Raw genomic sequence first — 22,454 nt, forward strand, 5'->3', positions numbered from 1 at the left:
CAGGACACTGGAAAGCTCGTGCCTTATGCGAGTCAGTGTCGACGCCTTCGTGCCCAGCCCCGGATTCGGGGGATTCATCAGCTACATCGGCGGGCTCTGCACCGCTCTCGCCGCCCGGGATGACATCGAGCTCGACATCCTCCTGCCCACCGACCAGCCGGTCCCGGAGTTCGTCGATCTGCCGTCGTCGGCGAGGATCCACCGCCTCGAGCTCCCCGCCGACGCGGAGCAGCGACCCGGTGTCCTCTGGACGGACCATGTGCTGCCCGCCGCGCTGGACGAGGTAGCCCCGGAGGTCCACCTAGGACCCGCCTTCATGCTGCCACCCGGGCACGAACGCCCCCAGGTGGTGACGCTCCACGACGACATGTTCGAGCGCTTCCCGCAGTTCTACGGGGAGACGACCCGTGCCTACTCGCGAGAGCAGACCCTGCGGGCCCTCTCGGTCGCCGACGGCGTGCTCGCTGTCTCCGAGGCGACCCGTCGGGACGCGATCGAACGGTGGGCCCCGCACGCACCGGTCGTGGTCACCCCGCTCGCGCCGAGGCTCGTGGGCGAGCCCGGGACGCGGCCACCGGCCGGCGCGCCGCCGTCGTACCTCCTCAATGTGGGCGGCAGTCATCGACGCAAGCGCCTGGACCACCTGATCGAGGCGTTCTCCCGCGCTGCGACGGAGCTCGCGATCCCGCAGGAGGTCCACCTCGTGCTCGTCGGCGTCGAGGACGACGAGCACGTACGGGAGTGGAGGGCTGCGAGTCCGATCCCGGAGCGGATCCTGCTCACCGGGCGGATCCCGGACAGGGAGCTGCCGACCTGGTACCGGCACTGCGAGCTGTTCGTCTACCCGAGCGAGTACGAAGGTTTCGGGCTCGGCCCGCTCGAGGCGATGGCCTCCGGTGCGCCGGTGCTCACCTACCGCAACTCGGCCCTCGCCGAGGTGCTCGGAGACGCGGCCGAGTACGCACGGCCCGGTGTCGACGAACTGCGCGAGGGGCTCGCCTCGCTCCTCGGAGACGAGCCGAAGCGCCTGCAGATGCGCGCACAGGGCCTGGCCAGAGCCTCCGGCTTCCGCTGGGAGAGGACCGCCGAGGCCACGGTCGCCGGTCTGCGCACGGCGATCGCGAGCTTCTCGGGTTCGCCGCGGTGATTCGCGCAGAGAACCTCGTCAAGGAGTTCAGCAGGCCGCGCCGTGTCGAGGGCAGGTTCTCCGGGGTCCGCTCCTTCTTCAGCACCGAGAAGGTGACCACTCGTGCGGTGGACGACGTCTCGCTGAGGATCGATGACGGGGAGATCGTCGGCTATCTCGGGCCCAACGGCGCCGGGAAGTCCACCACCATCAAGATGCTCACCGGCATCCTCGTGCCCACCTCCGGGCACGTCGAGGTCGAGGGCATCGTGCCCTGGCAGGATCGCCGGGCGAACGCCCGCAGCATCGGCGCCGTGTTCGGTCAGCGCACCCAGCTGTGGACGGACCTGCCGCTGCGAGAGTCCTTCGAGCTGATCTCGCGGCTGTACGGACTGGATCGCGCGGACTACCGCCGCTCCCTCGACGGTTTCGTGGACCTGCTGGACATGGGACCGTTCCTGGACACCCCCGTGCGCTCGCTGTCGCTCGGGCAGAGGATGCGCGGGGACATCGTCGCCGCGATGCTCTACCGGCCCCCGGTGCTCTACCTCGACGAACCCACGGTCGGCCTGGACGTGGTCGCCAAGGTGCGCATCCGAGAGTTCATCGCCGAGCAGAACCGCACCGCCGGCACCACCGTGCTGCTGACCACGCACGACATCGCCGACATCGAACACCTCGCACAGCGTGTGGTGATCATCGACGAGGGGCGGATCCTCTACGACGGCGGCCTCGACGCGCTGCGCTCCCGTTACGCCCCCTACCGAGAGATCGTGGTGCGCGCCCCGGAGGTGCCGGAGGACCTCCGCCTCGAGGGTCCGGAGCTGGTCAGCACCCGCGCCGACGGCACCGAGCAGCTGGCGACCTTCCGCTTCGATCCCGAGGTGATCTCCGCCCCGGCGGCGATCAACCGCCTCACCGCCGCGCTCGAGGTCACCGACATCACCTCGCGCGAGCCCGGGGTGGAGGACGTGATCCGGCAGATCTACCTCGAGGGCGAGGCGCGCCGATGAGCATCGCGACCCCGCCCACCCGCCGGGCCGCGCCCGCCGGGCGCCTCGGCGCCCGCGGGACCGCCGGGGCGGTGCTGGCGTGCGCGCTCCAGGCATGGAAGGGGCAGTTCATCTTCCGGGCCGCGACCTGGAGCGGCATCATCGGGACCTCCCTGCAGGTCGTGCTCGTCATGCTGGTGTGGACCGCGGTCTACGGCGCCCGCACCGAGGTCTCCGGCGTCGCCCAGCGCGACGCGATCACCTACGCCGTGCTCGGCGCCGTCATCGCCACCGTGTTCCAGCCCTTCGTCTACGACACCCTCTACGGCAGGCTCCGCACCGGCGCGATCGCCTTCGACGTCATGCGGCCCCTCTCGGCGGTGCCGATGACTCTCGCCCAACAGGTCGGAGCCGCCGCCGCACAGCTGCCCGCCGCCGCCATCGCCCTCACCCTCGGCCTGGCCCTGGGAGCTCTGGACCCTCCTGCCACGGCGCTCTCCGGCCTCGCCTTCGCCGTCTCGATCGTGCTGGGCTTCGCGATCGCGCAGGTCCTCAACTTCATGATCGGCCTGGTGGGGTTCTGGACCCTCGAGGTCTCCGGCGCCTTCCACATCTACCGGATGTTCGTCCAGTTCAGCTCCGGGGCGCTGATCCCGCTGTGGTTCATGCCGAGCTGGCTCAGCGGCGGGCTCTCCGTGCTGCCCTTCTCCTCCCAGGTGTTCGTACCGCTGACGATCTACGTCGACCCCGCCCCGGGAGCGCACACCCTTGTCGCGATCGGCCTGCAGGTGGTGTGGGTGCTCGCCCTCGCTGTGCTCTCCGTGCTGATCTGGCGGCGTGCGATCCGCAGGCTGGTGATCTTCGGTGGCTGAGATCAACGCCGTGCGCGGCACCCTGGCCCGGCCGATCCCGCCGTGGCGGACCTACCTCGTGCTGATCCAGGGGACCTGGCGCAGCATGCGCGTGCACCGCGTGAACCTGATGATGATGTTCCTGGGCAGCGCCGCCATCCAGGGCACGCAGCTCGCCTTCATCTCCGTGCTGCTCGGAGCGTTCGGGGCGATCGTCGGATGGGGAGTCGGCGAGGTCGCGTTCCTCTACGGGCTGCGACTGACCGCGCACGGCGTGTGCACGATCAACTTCGGCCAGCACCGCGGCAGCGCGCAGGCCATCCGCAACGGCGACTGGGATCGCTTCCTGCTGCGCCCCGCGGGCCCGCTCATGCAGCTGCTGACGCGCCACTTCAACCCCGGCACCATCGGGGACCTGGTGCTCGGTCTCGCGATCCTGGTGACCGCCGCGAACCTCATCGAGGTGCAGTGGAGCATCGGGAAGCTGCTCTTCCTCGCGCTCGCCGCGCTCGGCGGCGGTCTGGTCGAGGCGGGCCTGCAGATCGCACTGTCCGCGCTGGACTTCCGCTGGGGACCATTGGTGCGGATCAAGGACATGGTCGACCGGATCCTCACCGACTTCGGCGCCTATCCGATGACGATCTTCGGGGCGGCCGGCACCTGGCTGCTGACCTTCCTCATCCCCCTGGCGTTCATGGCCTACCTGCCCACGACAGTGCTGCTGGGCCGCACCGAGGAGCTCGTGATCCCGGTATGGATGGCGCAGCTCTCGCCGCTGGCCGGACCGGTCCTGCTGCTCCTCGCGGTCGCGTTCTTCCGGTACATGTCCCGCTTCTACGCGAGCCCCGGGCACTGAACGGCGCCCGGCACGGGCGGGCGCTCGCGCACCGGCGCCCGCCTCGCACCGGCGCATGCCTCGCCCCGGTGACCGCTCGGCGAACGCGCCGCGAGGCGCTGCTGCGGTGCGTCGGGCAGGCGGACGGCAAAAGGCCCCGCCGCCCGTCGGGGGCGGCGGGGCCGTGGAGATCGATCGCGCGGACAGGCTGTGCAGAGGGTCGCTGTGGGGGAGCGGCGCCTCAGCTGACGCTGACGGGTGCCTTCGCGGTGATCGCCGAGAGCTGCTCGCGCAGCGCCGCGGTCCTGTCCTCGCGCACGAACAGCTCGCCCTCCACCGAGAGATCCTCGCGGAAGCCCAGGCCGATCGTGGAGACCACGTCGGCGCCGACCCGCGTCATCAGGGCCTCCAGCATCGGCAGCACCTCGCCGGCGTCACCCCAGCCGTAACCGACCAGCAGGGTGGGCAGCTGGGCCCACTCGGTGTAGAGGAAGTCGATCGCGTTCTTCAGCGCACCGGGGTAGGCGCCGTTGTACTGCGGGGTGAGGATCACCACGGCGTCGAGAGCAGCGATCCGCTCAGCCCAGGCGAGGGCGTGGGCGGTGGTCCTGGGCTGCTCTGCCTTGGGGCTGTGGGTCTCGTCGAAGGCCGGCAGGGCCACCTCGCGGAGGTCGATGAGGTCCACATCGACGCCGGTGGGGACGGCGTCGCGGACCCAGTGGGAGACCTTCTCCCCGACGCGGTTGGGGCGGGCACTGGAGAGGATGATTCCAAGCTTCGTCATAGTGCTTGAAACTTCCCATACCATGAGGGGCTTTCTCAACACCGGGTGGCGTTCCTCGCTCCCGTAGACTCCCCATCATGGCAAACAGCGTCAGCGAGCCCGTCACGGACCGTCATGCTCCGGACTGCGTCTTCTGCAGGATCGTGGCCGGGGAGATCCCCTCGGAGCGGGTCCACGAGGACGATCGGGTCATCGCCTTCAAGGATCTAGATCCGCAGGCGCGGGTGCATGTCCTCGTCGTGCCCCGCGAGCACCGGCGAGATGTCACCGAGCTCGCGGAGGACCCCGCCCTGCTGGCCCACACCGCGACGGTCGCCGCGCAGGTGGCGGCCGAGCAGGCCGATGGCGAGTTCCGCCTGATCTTCAACACCGGCAGCACTGCCGGACAGACCGTGTTCCACGTGCACGCGCACGTCCTGGCGGGCGGGCAGCTCGCAGAAGGAGAACTGTGACGGACGCCCTGACCCCGGCCCCCGGTCGCACCCCGGATGTAGGTGAACGGAAGCTCGCGATCCCGGACCACCTCAGCCCCTTCCAGGTGCTGGGGGAGAACGACCAGGCGCTGGCCGCCCTCGAAGATGCGGTGCCCGACACCGACGTGCACGTGCGCGGCCACCAGGTGACCCTGCGCGGCACCGAGGACGCCCTGCGTCGCGGCGAGCACATCATGCGCTCCCTCATCGAGCTGGCCAGCACCGGCCAGGCCGTCACCGCCGAGGCGGTGCAGCGGGCCGCGAACCTCTACGGGGACGACCGAGCGAGCGGGCGCAAGCTCGAGCAGGTGCTCTCGCGCACCATCCTCTCCTCGCGGGGCCGGAAGATCCGCCCCAAGACGATGGGGCAGAAGAGCTACATCGAGGCGATCGAGTCCTCGACCATCACCTTCGGGATCGGTCCGGCCGGCACCGGCAAGACCTATCTCGCGGTCGCCATGGCGGTGCAGAAGCTGCTGAGCAAGGAGATCAACCGGATCATCCTCACCCGGCCGGCGGTCGAGGCGGGAGAGCGGCTCGGCTTCCTGCCCGGTTCGCTGAACGAGAAGATCGACCCGTACCTGCGGCCTCTCTACGACGCCCTGCACGACATGCTCGACCCCGAGTCGATCCCGCGCCTGATGAGCGCCGGCACCATCGAGGTCGCACCGCTGGCATATATGCGCGGCCGCACCCTGAACGACGCCTTCGTGATCCTCGACGAGGCGCAGAACACCACTCCCGAGCAGATGAAGATGTTCCTCACCCGTCTGGGCTTCAACTCCACCATGGTCGTCACCGGCGACGTCACCCAGGTCGACCTTCCCGGCGCCCAGCAGAGCGGCCTGCGGGTCGTCGAGCAGGTGCTCTCCGGAGTCGACGACATCTCCTTCTGCCGACTCTCCTCCCGCGACGTGGTGCGCCACCGACTGGTCAGCGACATCGTCGAGGCCTATGGCCGCTGGGAGATCCGACCGGGAGGGTCCCGGGACCCCCGCCACCGCCACACCAAGGGGAGCTGAGCATGACCATCGAGATCCGCAACGAGACCACCGCCGTCGTCGACGAGCGGGAGTTCGTCGAGCTCGCCCGCTTCGTCTTCGAGGCGATGCACCTGCACCCGGCCACCGAGATGTCGATCCTCTTCGTCGACGAGGACGCGATGGAGAAGCTCCACGTGCAGTGGCTGGACCTGCCCGGCCCCACCGACGTGATGAGCTTCCCGATGGACGAGCTCATCCCCGGCACCCCGCAGCAGCCCGCACCCGAGGGCCTGCTCGGCGATGTCGTGCTGTGCCCGTCGGTCGCCACCAAGCAGGCCGCGGAGGCGGGCCACAGCGCCGTCGAGGAGATGCTGCTGCTCACCGTCCACTCGATCCTCCACCTGCTGGGCTACGACCATATGGAGGAGGACGAGCGCACCGAGATGTTCGACCTCCAGCGCAAGCTCCTGCTCACCTTCCTCGCCTCGCGGCCGGCGCACTGACCGCCCGCACCATGCCTCCGCAACCCGACCCGCCCCTCGCTGCCGCCGCGACGGCCGTCTCCCGGTCCCGTGAGTCCATCCCGGTGATCTCGTGCTGACCCTCGCCCTCGCGGTCCTGGTCCCGCTGATCGTGCTCTCCGGAGTGGTCGCGGCCGTGCTCACGGCCGTGGACTCCGCGCAGCTGTCCGTCTCCCGCAGCGCGCTGGAGAAGGCGCTGACCCGCCACCCCGAGTCGGTGCGCACCCGCGTGATGTCCCAGCAGGCCGATGCGGCCCGCACCCTCGCCTCGGTCTCGCTGGGCAGGATGCTCGCCGAGACCGTGATGGTCGCGGCCGTGGCCGGCGTGACGGTCGCGGTCCGCGACCACCTGGGCCACACCGGTCTGGTGCTGCCGGGCATCGCCACCGTGGTGGTGGCCGGGCTGCTGGTGCTGATCGTGCTGGCCATCTCGCCGCGCACCATCGGCCGCAGCCGGCCCGAAGCGGTGCTGATCTCCAACCGGGTGCTGGTGATGCTGGTGCGCGGGCTGCTCTGGGTGCCTGCCGGAGCACTGACCAGCGTCGGCGCCTCCCTCTCTGCCCGCTCCGGCGGCCCGGAGAAGCCTGAGGACCGTGCCGAGAAGGCACGTCAGAACGTGGACCGCGCCCTCGAGGATGAGCATGTGCGCGACGGTGAGCGCGACATGATCCAGGGCGTCTTCGATCTGCGCGGCACCATGGTGCGCGAGCTGATGGTGCCGCGTCCCGACATGGTCGCGATCTCCGCGGAGTCGAGCGCCGAGAAGGCGATGCGCCTGTTCGTCCGCTCGGGCTACTCCCGGATCCCGGTGATCGGTGAGAACGTCGACGACCTCTGCGGGATCCTCTACGTCAAGGACGTGATGCGGGCGATCCACTCCCCGTGGGACCCGCGCCCTCAGCGACCTGTCCGCGAGATCATGCGCCCGGCACGCTTCGCCCCGGAGTTCCTCGCGGCGGACTCCGTGCTCACCCAGATGCAGACCAGCCACGTGCACATCACCGTGCTCGTGGACGAGTACGGAGGAGTGGCCGGGATCGTCACCATCGAGGACATCCTCGAGGAGATCGTCGGCGAGATCGCCGACGAGCACGACCGCCGCGAGCCCGAGATCGAGGACCTCGGCCGGGGCCGTTACCGGGTGCCGGCCCGCGCCGGGCTCTCGGAGGTGGGGGACCTGTTCGACCTCGACATCGACGATGACGACATCGACAGCGTGGGAGGCCTGCTGGCCAAGGTGACCGGCCGTGTGCCGATCCCCGGCACCCACGCGATCACCCACGGTCTCGAGCTCGAGGCGGACAAGAGCACCGGGCGACGCAAGCGCCTGTCCACCGTGCTGGTGAGCCGGGCCCCGGAGGCCGACGAACCGGCAGCCGGCGACCAGGCACGCCGTGACCAGGCAGACCGTGACAAGGCAGGCCGTGACCAGGAGGACGCAGATGACCGCTGACCAGAACCCGCACCAGGATCCCGAGGACATGAGCTCGGACGGGGCCGGCGGGACCGGTGGGCCGGGCGAGGCCGGTGGCACTGGCGGGACCGGCGGAACGGACGTGCACCGCTCGGGCTTCGTCGCGCTCGTCGGCCGCCCCAACGTGGGCAAGTCGACCCTCACCAACGCCCTGGTGGGGGAGAAGGTCGCGATCACCTCGTCCAAGCCGCAGACCACGCGCCGTGCGATCCGCGGCATCGTCACCCGCGAGGACGCTCAGGTCATCCTGGTCGACACCCCCGGGGTGCACCGTCCCCGCACCCTGCTGGGCGAACGGCTGAACGACCTGGTGCGCGAGACGCTCAGCGAGGTGGACGTGGTGGGCTTCTGCCTGCCCGCCGACCAGAAGATCGGCCCGGGTGATCGCTTCATCTGCGAGGACCTGGTCGAGATGCGCTCCGGCCGACGGGGCCCGCGAGTGGTCGCCGTCGTCACCAAGACCGACCTGGTGACCCGGGACGCCCTGGCCGAGCACCTGATGGCCGTGGACCAGCTGATGGACTTCGACGAGATCGTGCCGATCTCCGCCGTCAAGGGCGAGCAGATCGACGTGCTGCTGGAGGTGATCGCCCGGCAGCTGCCCGAGGGCCCGCAGCTGTACCCGGATGACCAGCTCACCGAGGAGTCCCGCGACGACCGCATCTCCGAGCTGATCCGCGAGGCGGCGCTCGAAGGGGTGCGGGACGAGCTGCCGCACTCGATCGCCGTGGTCGTCGAGGAGGTCGTCGAGGTGGATCCCGATGGCGACGCCTTCACACCGGTCGAGCCCGGCACCGGGCGCCTGATCGTGAGGGCGTCGCTGTTCGTCGAGCGCGACAGCCAGAAGGGCATCATCATCGGCAAGGGCGGAGCGCGCCTGAAGGAGGTCGGCTCCCGGGCCCGCGCCGAGATCAACCACCTGATCGGCCGCAAGGTGCACCTCGATCTCCGGGTCAAGATCGCCAAGGAATGGCAGCGCGACCCCAAGCAGCTGGGGCGGCTGGGGTTCTGAGCAGGGCCGTCTGGGCGTCCTGCACCGCAGTCCTGCCGTGCCGCCCGGCACAGCCCGGTCACTCTCGGGCAACCCCTCCCAGGTGCCGTTCAACAGTGTCGGAAGCGGCCGCTGGGAGGGGGTCGCCGCCGTCTGGCGGGGATGGCGAGCGGCAGGGATGGTGCGGCGAGGGGCAGGGCGAGGCGAGGCGCGAAGCGCAGGGTGGGCGCGATACGCTCCTCGGCGTTCACATGGTGAGCGGCCGCTGAACCGGGGGCGGACGGTGCTACCGTGACCAGCATGCGTGGATCGCTGCTCCTGCTTCGCCGCCGCGACGGGTCCTGAACCGCCGGGAACCTGTCGCGGCTGACGTGCTGTCCGGCGACCGGTAACCCAGCGAGAAGGACCCCACAGATGACTGACTCCACGATCACCTCCGCTCCCACCACCGCCGGGGCAGCTGCCGCGCCCGTCGCGGCAGAGGGAGACCCGTCGGCCCCCGTGCTCGGCACCACCGGCGATGCCCCGCAGCAGCCCTCGGGCATGCCGACCCACAGGTACCTGCCCTTCCACGAGCAGATCCAGGTCGAGCTGCCGGACCGCACCTGGCCCACCCGCCGCATCACCCGCGCCCCTCGCTGGTGCGCGGTGGACCTCCGTGACGGCAACCAGGCCCTCATCGACCCGATGAACGCCGAGCGCAAGCTGCGGATGTTCGAGCTGCTCGTGGCGATGGGGTACAAGGAGATCGAGGTCGGGTTCCCCTCCGCCTCCAAGACCGACTTCGACTTCGTGCGCGCCCTCATCGAGGAGGACCGCATCCCCGAGGACGTGTCGATCCAGGTGCTCACCCAGTCCCGTGAGCACCTCATCGAGCGCACCTACCAGGCGATTGCCGGGGCGAAGCGCGCCGTCGTCCACCTCTACAACTCCACCTCCGTCGTCCAGCGCGACGTCGTCTTCCGCGCCGACGAGGACGCGGTGCTCGACATCGCCGTGCAGGGCGCGCTGCTGTGCAGGAAGTATGAGGAGACCGTCCCGGACACGCAGGTCACCTACCAGTACTCCCCGGAGTCCTACACCGGCACCGAGCTCGAGTACGCGCTGCGGGTGTGCAATGCCGTGATCGAGGTCTTCAAGCCCACCCCGACCGACAAGATGATCATCAACCTGCCGGCGACCGTCGAGATGGCGACCCCGAACGTCTACGCCGACTCGATCGAATGGATGCACCGCAACCTCGATCGCCGCGACTCGATCGTGCTCTCGCTGCACCCCCACAACGACCGCGGCACCGGCGTCGCCGCCGCGGAGCTCGGCTACCTGGCCGGCGCCGACCGCATCGAGGGCTGCCTCTTCGGCAACGGCGAGCGCACCGGCAACGTGGACCTGGTGACCCTGGGCCTGAACCTGTTCAGCCAGGGCATCGACCCGCAGATCGACTTCTCGGACCTCTCCGAGGTGCGCCGCACCGTCGAGCACTGCAACCAGATGCCCGTCCCCGAGCGCAGCCCCTACGGCGGCGATCTCGTGTTCACCGCCTTCTCCGGCTCCCACCAGGACGCGATCAACAAGGGCCTGGAGCGGATGAAGGCCGACGCCGCCAAGCAGGGAGTGGACGCGGAGTCTCTGGTCTGGCGAGTGCCCTACCTGCCGGTGGACCCCAAGGACCTGGGCCGCTCCTACGAAGCGGTGATCCGCGTGAACTCGCAGTCCGGCAAGGGCGGCATGGCCTACCTGTTGCGCACCGAGCACGGGCTCGACCTGCCGCGCCGCCTCCAGATCGAGTTCTCCGCCATCGTGCAGGAGAAGACGGACAGCGACGGCGGCGAGGTGAGCCCCGCGACGCTCTGGGACGTCTTCACCGACGAGTACCTGCCCGCCCGTGACGAGGAGCGGCGCTGGGGCCACTACGGCTTCCGCAACGTGCGCCAGGAGTCGACCGGCGACGGCTCGGACCGCATCACCGTCTCCCTCGTGGTCGACGACGAGGTCCACGAGGTCACCGGTATCGGCAACGGGCCGCTGGACGGCTTCGTCAAGGCCCTCGCCGAGCGGAAGATCGACGTGCGCATCCTCGACTACGCCGAGCACGCGCTCACCGAGGGCGACGACTCCCTGGCCGCCTCCTACATCGAGTGCGAGATCGGGGACCGGATCTTCTGGGGCGTGGGCATCGACGGCTCGATCACTCGCGCGTCCCTCGAGGCGATCACCTCCGCGCTGAACCGCGAGCACCGCGCCCGGCACTGAGGCGAGGGAGGGCGCGGGGCGGAGCGGCTCACTCGGGTCGCTCCGCCCCGTCCTCGTGCGCCCACAACTCCTCCTCGGTGAGAGCCTGCATCTCCCCGGTGACCGTGGCATGGGTGGGCGTGGGCAGGTCCCAGCCGGGGGATTCGTCGACCGGTTGCGGCTCCTGTTCCTGGCGGGAACGCGCGGTGAGGGTCACCCCGGCGCTCGCGACGACGACCAGTATCGCCGCGGTGACGCGCAGCGGCGTGATGCCCTGGCCCAGCAGCAGCACGCCCGCGAGCAGCGCGACCACGGGCTCGAGGCTCAGCATGATGCCGAAGACGTGGCGGGGGAGTCGGCGCAGCGCGGAGAGCTCGAGCGTGTACGGCAGCACCGAGGCGAGCAGCGCGGTGCCCAGTGCGAGCAGCAGGAGACGGGGATCGGAGACTCCGGCGACTGCGCCAGGCCCCCCGAGCGGCAGCACGACCAGGGCACCGACCACCATCGCGACGGCGAGACCGTCCTGTCCGGCGACCAGTCTCCCCACCCGGGCGCTGGCGAGGACGTAGAGACCCCAGAACACGGCCGCGACCAGCGCGAAGGTGACCCCCAGCAGATCCAGCGAAACGGCGCCCGTGAAGGACTCGAACCCGAACAGGCTCACCCCCGCCAGTGCCAGCACCACCCACAGCAGGTCCGTGCGCCGCGTGGACAGCAGCGCCGCGACCGCGAGAGGGCCCAGGAACTCGATCGCCACCGCGGTGCCGAGCGGGATTCGGTCGATCGAGGCGTAGAAGAAGCCGTTCATGCCACCGACCACCACACCGAAGGCGACGACCGCGAGCCACTGCTGACGCGTGAAGCGGTGCACCTTCGGACGCACGACCACCAGCAGCACGAGAGCGGCCAGGCCCAGCCGCAGCGCCGTCGTGCCCCAGGAGCCGATCGCGGGGAAGAGCTGTGTCGCGAGCGCGGCCCCGAACTGCAGCGAGAAGCAGGAGCCGATGATGAACAGGATCGGCGTCAGCGGCACACCGCCGGGGCGCGGCATGCCGCCGGACGATGCCGCGCCCACGGGGGCGATGTCCGAGGAAGCCGTGGCCGGGGAGGTCGAGGAGCTGCTCACGGCTCCACTCTGCCCCCACGATCCCTCCCGGTCCAGCGAATGTTTCCGACGTGTACCGTGAAGCAGATCCGGATGATCGAGGAGGTTGCGCGTGCTGAACCTGCATCGTCTGTTCCTGCTGCGGGAACTGCGCAGGCTGGAGACCATGTCCGCGATCGCGCGCGAGCACTCGATGTCTCCGTCGGCCGTCTCCCAGCAGCTCTCCCACCTGGAGAGGGAGGCCAAGGTCACCCTGTTCGAGCAGTCCGGCAGGCGCGTCGTGCTCACTGACGCCGGGGCGCGGCTGGCTCGCCGGGCGGAGGAGATGCTCGGCCTCATGGAGACCGCCGAGGCGGAGCTCGTCACCGCCCAGGGAGAAGCCGGGGGAGTGCTCCGCGTTGCGTCCTTCCAGACCCCGCTCATCACCCTGGCCCCGGTGACCGTCAGCGTGCTCGAGCAGCGCCATCCCGACCTCCGGATCGAGATCGCCCAGCGTGAGGTCGAGGAGGCTTACGAGGGTCTGCTCGCGCATCGCTTCGAGGTGATTCTGGGTGAGGACTACCCGGGCGGTCAGCAGGTCGTGCGGCGTGGCACCGACCGGGAGGACCTCCTGCGCGACCCGCTGTTGCTCGTGCTGCCCGGTCACGGTCCGGGGGCCGGAGCGCAACGGCTCCAGGACCTCGCCGAGATGCCCTGGGCGCTCGACCCGGAGGGCACCCGCACCGGGGCATGGGAGCGCACCTACCTCCGCTCCGCGGGGATCGAGCCGTGGGTCCGCTTCGACAGCCCCGATCCGTTGCTGCAGGTGCATCTCGTGCGCTCCGGGCATGCCGCGGCGTTCGTCCCGGGGCTGATCGCGGCCGAGCACCTCGGCGGCACCCGCGTGCTGAGACTGCCCGGCGACCCCCACCGCGGGCTCTACACCGCGGCCCGGGCGGGGGCCCGTGAGCACCCCTCCCTCCTCGCCTTCCGGGCGGCGCTGCTCGAGGCGGCGGAGGCGCTCGGCGACCTCCCCGGGCTCGAACGGCTCCCCGGGTGAGCGCCGCCGGCGGCTCAGGCTGCGGCGAGGACTGCGGCGAGGTCGACCTCGTGCACGGGCGTCATCGACGACGCCGCGACCGCCCGCGGCACGCTGCCGGGCAGGTCGCGCACGTGCAGTCCCTGCACCTGCGGCGGCACCTCCGGGGGCGCCGCCCGGGGCGTCGACCACCAGGGCGTGTCCTCCGGGGAACGGCGCACCAGGGGAATCCTCGAGGGCTCGATCCGCAGGCCGGTGCCCGCCGCTTTGAGCAGGGCCTCCTTGCGGGTCCACAGGCGGATGTCCGAGTGCAGGTCGACGGTCCCTGATCGCCGACGCCCCGGCCGGTGGTCGAGAGGATGCAGGACGGCGGCGTCGAACCCCTGCCACAGGGAGGCGGGGACGGACTGGACATCGACCCCGATCTTCGCCTCCTGCGTGGAGACCGCCACCAGCACGTGAACCTGTGATGTGGAGCCGGACAGCGACGCCCCGGGGGAGCGGGGTCTCCCGTGGGGAGCCCCGCAGCGGTCGCACGTGCGGTCCACGTGCAGGTCCCGGGCACGGGCGGGGGGCTCGCCGAGCACATGCGCGAGCAGCAGGCGCAGCGCCGCCCGACCCGCCAGGGTCCGGTCCGCGTGGACACCGCGTCGAGCGCGAGCCGCGATCAGGTCCTCCGGTGCCGCGAAGGCCTCCGCGCCGCCCGTTCGCCGAGCTCCCTCGAGCACTGCCTCCACCGTGGTCGACAGGAGGCGGATCATCGTCGGCTGATGCGCCGGTACTGGAGGACGGCAGCGGGGGCGAACACCGCGATGATGACGACGCAGCTGAGGACCGAGTACAGCACCGGGTTCTCCCCGGGCCACCCGCCAGGACTCACGAATCCGGGCGGCACCTCGTTGCCGAACCCCTGCCGCGCCGCGGACGCCACCGCGGTGATCGGGTTCCACCGCGCGATGGCTTGCAGACCGGAGGGGAGGGAATCGGCGGAGACGAACGCACCGGAGATGAAGCACACCGGGAAGAGCCACAGCAGCCCGAGGCTCTGCGCCACCTCCACCGACCGGGCGGTCAGGGCGATCAGGGCCCCCACCCACGAGACCGCGAACGCGAACAGCAGCAGCAGGATGCAGGCGAACAGGACGGAGCCCGGACCGGTCGAGGCCCTCCATCCGATCGCCAGACCGCAGCCGAGGATGACGAGCACCGAGATCGCACTCATGACGAGATCCGAGACGGTGCGTCCGAGGATCACCCCCACCCGGGACATCGGCAGCGCCCGGAACCGGTCGATGAGCCCGGACTGCAGGTCCTTGGCGAGGTACACCGCGGTGAAGGAGGAGTTGAAGGTGAGGGTCTGGGCGAGGATCCCGCCGACAAGGTACTCCCGGTAGGCGCCCCCGCCCAGCGTGCCCCCGAACACGTAGGCCAGGATGATGACGAACAGGATCGGCTGCGCGATCCCGGTGACCAGGGCCCCCGGGGTGCGGCGCAGGCCGATGAGGTTGCGGCGGGCGATCGCGGCCCCGTCGCGCACGGCGCGCACCGGGCTCATCGAGCGACCTCCGCTCGGTGGGACTCGCCGGTGGCGGCGTCGGAGGGACGGTGCGTCCCGGGGGAGCCCGATCCCGTGGCCGGCTCGGCGGCCGGGTCGGCGGTTGACTCCGAGGCGGAGCCCGCAGTTAGCCCGAGGAACACCTCGTCGAGAGTGGGGCGCCGCAGAGCCGCCTCCGCGACGTCGATCCCCGTGCGCTCGAGGAGGGCCAGCACCCGCGAGAGTCCTGGCCCTCCCTCCTCCGCGGCGAGGGTGAGGCGTCGGCCGCGGTCTGCGGTCTCGGCCTCGTGGCCGGCGCTCGCGAGCGCCGCCCGGGCCGCGGCACCGTCGGCGGCGTCGGCGAAGCCGATGTCGATGCGGGAGCCGCCGACTCGGCTCTTGAGCTCCGCGGCGGTGCCGTCGGCGACGATGCGTCCGCGGTCGATCACGGCGATCGAGTCGGCGAGCTGATCGGCCTCTTCCAGATACTGCGTGGTCAGCAGCACGGTGACCCCTTCGTCGGTCAGGGAGGTGATCGCATCCCAGGTGTCACGCCGGCCTCGCGGATCGAGCCCCGTGGTGGGCTCGTCGAGGATCACCACGGGCGGGCGGGCGATCACTGCACCGGCGAGGTCGAGGCGTCGCCGCATCCCGCCGGAGTACTGCCCGGCCAGGAGGGTGCCGGCGACGTCGTCGAGGCGGAAGTCGCGCAGGATCTGGCGGGTGCGCTCCGCGGCGGTGCGCCGCCGCATGCCGTACAGGTGCGCGACCATGCGGAGGTTCTCGAAGCCGGTGAGCTTCTCGTCGACGGCCGCGTACTGACCGGAGACGCCCAGGCTGCGGCGCACCCCGTCGGGGTCGGTGCGTACTGAACGGCCTGCGACCAATGCGTCCCCCTGATCGGGGACCAGGAGCGTGGTGAGCACCCGCACGATCGTGGTCTTCCCCGCCCCGTTGGGGCCCAGCAAGCCCTGCACGGTGCCGGCGGGCACCTCGAGGTCGACCCCGTCGAGCGCTGTCCGGTCGCCGAAGTGCTTGACGATGCCGCGCAGAGATATCACGAGGCGGCTCGAGCTCCGTCGTCCAGGCGTCGCGGCGTGATGTCGAGCCAGGCGGCGTCGACGTACACGAGGCATTCGGCATGCGTCTCCGGGCCGAAGACGGCGACCCAGCCCCGGGGCAGGTCCGCGGCCTCGGGCCACAGCGAGTGCTGTCCTCGCTCGTTCACGAGGACGCGGAAGATCGCATCGGTGTCGTCGAAGGGGTTCGTCATGAGCAGGTCCCGTTTCCGTCGGTGGTGCTGTGTCCCGAGGGGTTCGGAGCGAGAGGTCCTGCGGTTTGGTCCGATCCGTGGCTGATCCCCGCAGCGTCCAGCGCCGCGGCGACCGGCTTCGTGGCCGGCTCCTTCAGCAGATCGGCGTGTCGGGCATCGATCCTGCGCACGGCGACCTGACCGGTGACGTGAGCCCTCCACGACTCCGGGGCGGGACGGTCCGCGGGGACCTCCCGGGTCGCCTCGAGGACGGTGAGGTCACCGTCGACCACCGGGGTCACGGCGGCGTCCAGGAGCGCCCCGAGGCCGGTGAAGCGGGACGCCATGCGTTCTGCCGTGCCGACGGGAAGCTGTCCGAGCGCGTTGCTGGCCGCACGCAGGGCCTCCACCGCCCTGCCGGCGTCCAGTGCGCCCTCGGGGATGGGGACGTCCTGGGCCTCCAGGAGTCCTCGCCACCGTCCCTGCTCGTCCTCGACGCCCTGCAGCGATCCCTCGCTGCGGGGGTAGGAGTCCAGCACCACGAGCAGCGCGACCTCCTCGCCGGCCGCCTGCAGGCGGGCCGCGAGATGGTGGGCGATCCGGCCGCCGAGCGAGTATCCGAGGAGGTGGTAGGGGCCGTGCGGCTGGACGGTGCGCATCGTGTCGAGGTACGAGTCCAGCAGCTCGTCGAGCGTCTCCTCGCCGCCGTCGGGCGGCTCCGGAGTGGTGAGTCCGGGCATCTGCAGTCCGAGCACGGGACGCTCCATGTGCAGATGGGGGAGCAGACCCGCGAAGCCCCAGGCGAGACCGCTCGCGGGGTGGACGGCGAACAGGGGGCTGCCCTCCCCGTCGGGGCGCAGGGGCAGCAGGGGCGACAGCGAGTCCTCGAGCTCGGAGCCCGTGTGCCGTGCCTCGGCGCCGAGAGCGTCGGCCGGTCGTGCGGGAGCCCTCTCGGCCTCGAGCGCGAGCTGCGCGACGGTCGGGGCGCGGAACAGGGCATGGACGGGGAGGTCTCGGCCCAGGACGGCACCGATCGCGGCCACCACGGGCCGCGCCACGAAGGAGTGGCCGCCGAGGGCGAAGAAGGAATCGTCGGCGCGGACGTCCTCGACACCGAGCACTGCGGCGAACGCGGCGGCCACGGCGGCTTCGGCGCCCTCCCGCGGTGCGCGGCCGGCACCGCCGCCGCCGACGGCGGGGTCGGGCAGCGCGCGCACGTCGACCTTCCCGTTGGTCGTCAGGGGGACGGAGTCGACGACGGTGATCGCGGCGGGCCGCATGTACTCGGGCAGACGGGCGGCGGTGACCTGCTCCAGCAGGTCAGGCAGCTCGGCGCTGTCCGCCGCCTCCGTCGGCACCACCCACGCGGCGAGCACCGTTCCCCGGGGGCTCGGGGCCGGACTGACCACGGCCTGGGCGACCTCGGGGCAGGCCTCGAGCACTGCGGCGACCTCTCCCGGCTCGATGCGGTGCCCACGGATCTTGACCTGCTCGTCGGTGCGGCCGAGGGCGATGACGCGGGCGCGCCCGCCGGCAGGGGCATCGCGGACGGCCACGAGGTCACCGGTGCGGTACATGCGGGAGCCCGGGGGACCGAACGGGTCGGCGACGAAGCGTGCGGCGGTGGCGGAGGCGCCGCCGAGATAGCCGTCGGCCAGCTGGTCCCCGGCGAGCCACAGCTCGCCGACGCTGCCGACGGGGACCGGCTGCAGCCGGGCGTCCAGGACGCGTGCGACGGTGCCGCAGGTGGGTGCGCCGAGGACGGGGGCGGGGCTCTCGTCGAGGGTGGCGACCAGGGTGTCCACACCCGCTTCGGTGGGGCCGTAGAGGTTCCAGCCCTGCACGGCGCGGCGCTGCTGCACCCAGGACCACAGGGCGGGGTCGACGGGCTCGCCCCCGAGCAGGAGCACGAAGGGGTCGGCGGGGTCCCGCGCATCGAGGAGAGCGGCGAGGCCGGTCTGTCCGCGCAGGGCGTCGACATAGCTGGGCGTGGTCTCCCACGCATCGACGCGTTCCCGCGCGAACGCGCTGATCAGCGCTTCGGGGTCTCGGCGCACCTCGTCTCCGAGGACGTGCACCTCATGACCGGCCGCGAGCCACAGCACCGGATCGAGGGAGGCGTCGAAGCCGACCCCCGTGGTGTGGGCGAGGCGCAGCCGGCGCCGGCCGGGGTCGGGGAGCAGCGTCGAACGGTGGCTCCTCAGCAGCTGGGTCAGCGCGCGATGCGGGACCTGCACACCCTTCGGCGTCCCGCTGGTGCCGGAGGTGAAGATGACGTACGCCGGATCGTCATCTCCGGGCACCTCGCGCGGTGGCGTCGCCGCGGGCAGGTCCGCGCAGCGCAGGATGCGGTCGGCAGGGAGGCCGACGGCGCGCGCGGCCTCCGCCGCACGGTCCTCGGCCGGATCGCCCGTGCAGAGCATCCAGGAGGCCCCGGCGGTGCGCAGCATCGCCTCCATCCGCGGTCCGGGGAGCGTGATGTCCACGGGGACGGTGACCGCACCCGCCCGCCAGATCGCCAGCATCCCCGCGACGGAGACGGTGCCGCGGCGCACGGCGAGAGCGACGAGATCGCCGCGGAGGGCGCCGGCCGCACGCAGCCCGCCGGCCAGGGCATCGACCTGCGCGGCGAGCTCGCCCGTGGTGAGGGAACGATCCTCCCCGACCAGCGCGGCGACGTCGGGACGCGCCTCGGCGGAGGCGGACAGGGCCTCGAGCACGCTCTGGGCTCCGCTGGTGGCCGGCCAGGGCTCCAAGGGCGCCGCGGCGGGGCCGGCGGGGATGCTCTGCAGGCTGCGTCCGGGCTCCCTGACGATGCCTTCGAGGAATCCGATCCAGCGGTCGACGAGACCTCGTGCGGCCGGATCGCTGAACAGATCCGCGTCGTACTCGAGCACGCCGTCGACGCCCCCCTCCTCCCGGGGCCGGAGGGTGAGGGACAGATCCACCTTCGCGGCGCCGGTCGACTCGGGTTCCACCGGCGAGACGCTCACCCCTGGCAGCTCGAGTCCCGAGCCGCTCGCCTCGTCCACGGCGAGCATGGTCTGGAAGAGCGGATGGCGACCCAGCTGCCGCTCGGGAGCGACTGCCTCGACGATGCGCTCGAAGGGCACCCCGTCGTGCTCCATGGCATGCAGGACCGCCTCGCGGGACCGTCCCACGGCGTCCCGGAAGGTCTGCTCGCCGTCGATCTGCAGGCGGAGGGGCCAGGTGGTGACGAAGAAGCCGATCAGGTCGCTCAGAGCGGGATCGGCCCGGCCTGCCGAGGGCGTGCCGATGACGAGGTCGTCCCCGGCGCCGATGCGGTGGAGATAGCTCGCCAGCGCCGCGAGCCAGGTGTGGAATGCGCTGGCGCCGCTCGCCGCGCCGATGGCCAGGAGAGGGTCCGTGAGCGCCTCCTCGAGCGTGAAGCGCAGGGTGCGCGCCGGGTGCGCGGTGGACTCGGCGCGACGACCGTCGGCGGGGAGGTCGATCTCCTCGGGGGCGCCGCGCAGCCGCTCCGCCCAGGCCTCCCGGTGGGGGTCGTGGTCGCCGCGCTCGCCGTGAAGAGCCTGCTGGTGGCGAGCATGATCGGCGAACTGCACGTCGAGCGGGCGTCGGGCCGATCGCGTCCCGCCGGTGCGGGCGCCGTAGGCGGAGGCGAGATCGCGCACCAGCGGGGCCAGGGAGGCGCCGTCGGTGGCGATGTGGTGCACGGCGAGCGTGAGCCGCCAGCGGCCCGTACCGTTCTCGACCAGGCCGGCGCGCAGCGGGATCTCGGTGGCGAGCGGGAACCCGGCGGAGACGTCGAGGGGGCCGTGGACCAGGAGCCTCGAGGGCGGGTCCTGGATCCGCTGGACGGGGCTCCCGTCGACCTCGGGGAAGGTGGTGCGCAGGATCTCGTGGCGTGCCGCGAGGTCGTCGATCGCGGCCCCGAGGGCATCGATGTCGAGGTCGCCCTCGAGGTCGGCCTCCAGCACCACGGTGTAGTCGGCGGAGTCCGGATCCAGCTGGTGGAGGAACCACAGCCGCGCCTGGTCGGGCGAGAGGGGGAGGTCCCCGTCGGACGGGCGAGGGTTCTGCGCGACCCATTCCCGCAGCCCCGGCAGGACGGGCCGTTCGCGGTCCGGCGCGCCGATGTCCGGGTCGTGGTCGTCCGCGCGCACCGCGGCGAGCAGCAGGGCCGGGGTGGGGGAGTCGAAGACGGTGCGCACCGGCAGTGCGGCCCCGAACTCGGTGCGGAGGCGTCCCACCAGTTCGACGGCGAGGAGCGAGTGGCCGCCGAGGGCGAAGAAGTCGTCGTCGGGTCCCACCGCAGGCACCGCGAGCACATCGGCCAGGAGCCGGCACATGCGGTCCTCCGCCTCGTCCTGCGGAGCGCGATCCGGGCCGGGCTCGCGCTGCGGAGAGGGCAGCGCCGCAGTGTCCACCTTGCCGTTCGCGGTCAGGGGGAGCTGCGGGAGGACGCTGATCGTGGTGGGGACCATGTAGGTCGGCAGCTCCTGGCGCGCCGTCCTGCCCACCGCCTCCGCCGTCACGTCGCCTGCGACCCAGGCCGCGATGCGTTCGGTGCCCGGGCCGCCGGGCGTGACGATCAGGGCGACGGCGGCGCGGACCCCCGGGGAGCGCTCGAGCGCTCTCTCGATGTCACCGATCTCGATGCGGTATCCGCGCAGCTTGACCTGGTCATCGGCGCGTCGCAGGAAGTGCAGCGCGCCTGCCGGCGAGCGGCGCACGATGTCGCCGGTGCGGTACATCCGCTCGCCGTCCGCGGCGGGATCGGCCACGAAGCGTGCCGCGGTCTCGCCCTCGCGGCCGCGGTACCCGTCGGCGAGGGTCGCACCGGAGAGGTACAGCTCGCCGTCGACGCCGGGCGGCACCGGGCGCAGCAGAGCGTCCAGGACCCGTGCCCGGACGCCCGCGACGGGGTGACCGATCACGACGGGGCCGGGCTCGATCGGGGCCACGAGTGCGTCGATCGTGGACTCGCTGGGTCCGTACAGGTTCCAGCCGTCCAGGACTTCGCTGTCCGCGATGTGCTGCCAGAGGGACGGGGGGACCGCCTCGCCGCCGAGGGCGAGCAGCAGCCGGCCCGATCCGGCGCCGACGGCGTCCTCGAGCCCGACGGCCATCAGCTGCGTTGCGTAGGAGGGAGTCGTCTCCACCACGTCGATGTGCTCCTCCTGCGCCATGCCCACCACGGACTCGGCGTCGGCCTGGACGGCGTCGTCGGCGATGAGCAGGGTGCTGCCCGCGACGAGCCACAGGACCGGGTCCCAGGCCGCGTCGAAGGCCAGGCCCGAGAGGTGCAGCATGCGCGGGGCCCGCCCGAGGCGCTCGCGCAGCGGGGCGACGAGGCTCTCCTCGTGCTGGACCATCACCGCTGCGAGGGCCCCGTGGGAGACCTGCACGCCCTTGGGGGCACCGGTGGTTCCCGAGGTGTGCACGAGATAGGCGGTGTCCGCAGGCTCGGGCGGCGCCGGCAGGTCGCCCTGCGCGGGGAGCTCCGCCTCGGCGAGCGCCTCGACGGTGTGCACCCGTGTCACGGGGCTCTCGTCCCACTCGTCCTCCGCGTCGCCGGTGTCCCCGGGGGCCAGCAGGGCCTCGAAGCGGTCGGGGTCGGCGGTGACGATCGCACTCGGCGAGGCGGAGGCCAGCACCTGCGCGAGCCGGGCATCGGGATGGGTCGAGTCGACGGGGACCGCGACGGCGCCCGCGCGCAGCACACCGAGCAGGACGGAGACGGCGTCGGCGGTGCGAGGCAGGGCGATGACCACGCGGTCCCCGCGCCGCACCCCGCTCCTGGCCAGGCCGGCGGCGAGGGACTGCACTCGGTCGAGCAGCTCGGCAGCGGTGAGCGCACCGCGGGCATCGAGGAGAGCAGGGGAGTGCGGCTGCTCCCGCGCCGTGCGCGCCAGCCGGTCCAGCACCGTCGTGGGGGCGGGAGCCGCGGGACCACGGCCCTGCTCCTCGAGGCGGCGCAGCTCCTCCGGCCCAGTGGTGGGCAGGTCGCTCAGCCGTGCCTCGTCATCGGTGACGAGCTGCGCGAGGACGCGATCGAGGGAGTCCCGCAGGCGCTCCACCGTGGAGCGGTCGAAGAGTGCCCGGTCATAGCCCAGGGCGACCCGGAGCACGCCGCCGTCGCCCGCGACGGGCGTGACGTCGACCATGAGGTCCGCCTTCACCCCGGCGCTGGTGGTGGGCGTGGGCACCCGCACCTGCACGCCCGGGAGCTCGAGCCGGGCGGTCGGCGTGTTCTGCAGGGTCAGCAGCACCTGGACGATCGGGGGGAGGTCCAGCTGTC

At 71.9% G+C, this 22,454-nt stretch carries 18 protein-coding genes; 11 read left to right on the forward strand and 7 right to left on the reverse strand.

Annotated elements, in window-relative coordinates; all coding sequences use genetic code 11:
- The first annotated feature begins 25 nt into the window (after window positions 1–25).
- From VF289_RS13325 to VF289_RS13340, 4 genes are read left to right on the forward strand one after another with little or no spacing between them, the layout of a single operon-like run.
- Window positions 26–1,147: a glycosyltransferase family 1 protein gene (locus tag VF289_RS13325; RefSeq protein ID WP_330884377.1), complete on the forward strand. Its 1,122-nt coding sequence runs from the start codon at window positions 26–28 to the stop codon at window positions 1,145–1,147.
- Complete coding sequence (locus VF289_RS13330) at window positions 1,144–2,139, forward strand: ABC transporter ATP-binding protein (protein ID WP_330884378.1); 996 nt, start codon at window positions 1,144–1,146, stop codon at window positions 2,137–2,139. The genes VF289_RS13325 and VF289_RS13330 overlap by 4 nt, the downstream gene beginning before the upstream one ends.
- The gene (locus tag VF289_RS13335) at window positions 2,136–2,990 is read left to right on the forward strand and encodes an ABC transporter permease (RefSeq protein ID WP_330884379.1); all 855 of its coding nucleotides are present in this window, start codon (window positions 2,136–2,138) and stop codon (window positions 2,988–2,990) included. Before VF289_RS13330 ends, VF289_RS13335 begins: the two co-directional genes overlap by 4 nt.
- Window positions 2,983–3,825 carry an ABC transporter permease gene (locus VF289_RS13340; RefSeq protein WP_330884380.1) on the forward strand — a complete coding sequence of 281 codons (843 nt, stop codon included), beginning with the start codon at window positions 2,983–2,985 and terminating at the stop codon, window positions 3,823–3,825. Before VF289_RS13335 ends, VF289_RS13340 begins: the two co-directional genes overlap by 8 nt.
- Before the next feature lie 220 nt (window positions 3,826–4,045).
- On the opposite strand, the gene VF289_RS13345 is transcribed toward VF289_RS13340, so the two are convergent.
- A complete protein-coding gene (locus VF289_RS13345) occupies window positions 4,046–4,588 on the reverse strand; it encodes an NAD(P)H-dependent oxidoreductase (RefSeq protein ID WP_330884381.1) in 543 nt (180 codons plus the stop codon).
- A 77-nt stretch (window positions 4,589–4,665) separates the two neighbouring features.
- Between VF289_RS13345 and VF289_RS13350 the strand changes: the two genes are divergently transcribed.
- The 6 genes from VF289_RS13350 (at window position 4,666) to leuA (ending at window position 11,283) form a co-directional block, all read left to right on the forward strand.
- A complete protein-coding gene (locus VF289_RS13350) occupies window positions 4,666–5,040 on the forward strand; it encodes an HIT domain-containing protein (protein ID WP_330884382.1) in 375 nt (124 codons plus the stop codon).
- Window positions 5,037–6,083, forward strand: a complete 1,047-nt coding sequence (locus tag VF289_RS13355; RefSeq protein WP_330884383.1) for a PhoH family protein — start codon at window positions 5,037–5,039, stop codon at window positions 6,081–6,083. The genes VF289_RS13350 and VF289_RS13355 overlap by 4 nt, the downstream gene beginning before the upstream one ends.
- 2 nt (window positions 6,084–6,085) lie before the next feature.
- Entirely contained in the window at window positions 6,086–6,547 is a 462-nt protein-coding gene (gene ybeY / locus VF289_RS13360; protein WP_330884384.1) for an rRNA maturation RNase YbeY, read from the forward strand.
- A 91-nt stretch (window positions 6,548–6,638) separates the two neighbouring features.
- The gene (locus tag VF289_RS13365) at window positions 6,639–8,018 is read left to right on the forward strand and encodes a hemolysin family protein (protein ID WP_330884385.1); all 1,380 of its coding nucleotides are present in this window, start codon (window positions 6,639–6,641) and stop codon (window positions 8,016–8,018) included.
- Between the two features lie 28 nt (window positions 8,019–8,046).
- Entirely contained in the window at window positions 8,047–9,051 is a 1,005-nt protein-coding gene (era, locus tag VF289_RS13370) for a GTPase Era (RefSeq protein ID WP_414644493.1), read from the forward strand.
- A 393-nt stretch (window positions 9,052–9,444) separates the two neighbouring features.
- A complete protein-coding gene (gene leuA / locus VF289_RS13375; RefSeq protein ID WP_330884387.1) occupies window positions 9,445–11,283 on the forward strand; it encodes a 2-isopropylmalate synthase in 1,839 nt (612 codons plus the stop codon).
- Between the two features lie 28 nt (window positions 11,284–11,311).
- On the opposite strand, the gene VF289_RS13380 is transcribed toward leuA, so the two are convergent.
- On the reverse strand, window positions 11,312–12,313 hold the full coding sequence (locus tag VF289_RS13380) for an EamA family transporter (protein WP_414644494.1): 1,002 nt from the start codon (window positions 12,311–12,313) through the stop codon (window positions 11,312–11,314).
- A 166-nt stretch (window positions 12,314–12,479) separates the two neighbouring features.
- On the opposite strand from VF289_RS13380, the gene VF289_RS13385 reads away from it, so the two are divergent.
- On the forward strand, window positions 12,480–13,406 hold the full coding sequence (locus VF289_RS13385) for a LysR family transcriptional regulator (protein ID WP_330884389.1): 927 nt from the start codon (window positions 12,480–12,482) through the stop codon (window positions 13,404–13,406).
- A 14-nt stretch (window positions 13,407–13,420) separates the two neighbouring features.
- Here the strand turns inward: VF289_RS13385 and VF289_RS13390 are convergent, their stop codons facing one another.
- Genes VF289_RS13390 through VF289_RS13410 form a run of 5 tightly spaced genes read right to left on the reverse strand, consistent with a single transcriptional unit; the run spans window position 13,421 to window position 22,425 of the window.
- Window positions 13,421–14,146, reverse strand: coding sequence for a 4'-phosphopantetheinyl transferase family protein (locus VF289_RS13390; protein WP_330884390.1), 726 nt, complete (start codon window positions 14,144–14,146; stop codon window positions 13,421–13,423).
- Window positions 14,143–14,940 (reverse strand): ABC transporter permease, encoded by a 798-nt coding sequence (locus VF289_RS13395; protein ID WP_330884391.1) that lies wholly within the window; start codon window positions 14,938–14,940, stop codon window positions 14,143–14,145. Before VF289_RS13395 ends, VF289_RS13390 begins: the two co-directional genes overlap by 4 nt.
- Complete coding sequence (locus tag VF289_RS13400) at window positions 14,937–15,980, reverse strand: ATP-binding cassette domain-containing protein (protein WP_330884392.1); 1,044 nt, start codon at window positions 15,978–15,980, stop codon at window positions 14,937–14,939. The genes VF289_RS13395 and VF289_RS13400 overlap by 4 nt, the downstream gene beginning before the upstream one ends.
- Window positions 15,977–16,192: an MbtH family protein gene (locus VF289_RS13405; RefSeq protein WP_330884393.1), complete on the reverse strand. Its 216-nt coding sequence runs from the start codon at window positions 16,190–16,192 to the stop codon at window positions 15,977–15,979. Before VF289_RS13405 ends, VF289_RS13400 begins: the two co-directional genes overlap by 4 nt.
- Window positions 16,189–22,425, reverse strand: coding sequence for an amino acid adenylation domain-containing protein (locus VF289_RS13410; protein WP_330884394.1), 6,237 nt, complete (start codon window positions 22,423–22,425; stop codon window positions 16,189–16,191). Before VF289_RS13410 ends, VF289_RS13405 begins: the two co-directional genes overlap by 4 nt.
- Between the last annotated feature and the right edge of the window lie 29 nt (window positions 22,426–22,454).

Source organism: Brachybacterium sp., from assembly GCF_036379615.1.
Lineage (GTDB): Bacteria > Actinomycetota > Actinomycetes > Actinomycetales > Dermabacteraceae > Brachybacterium.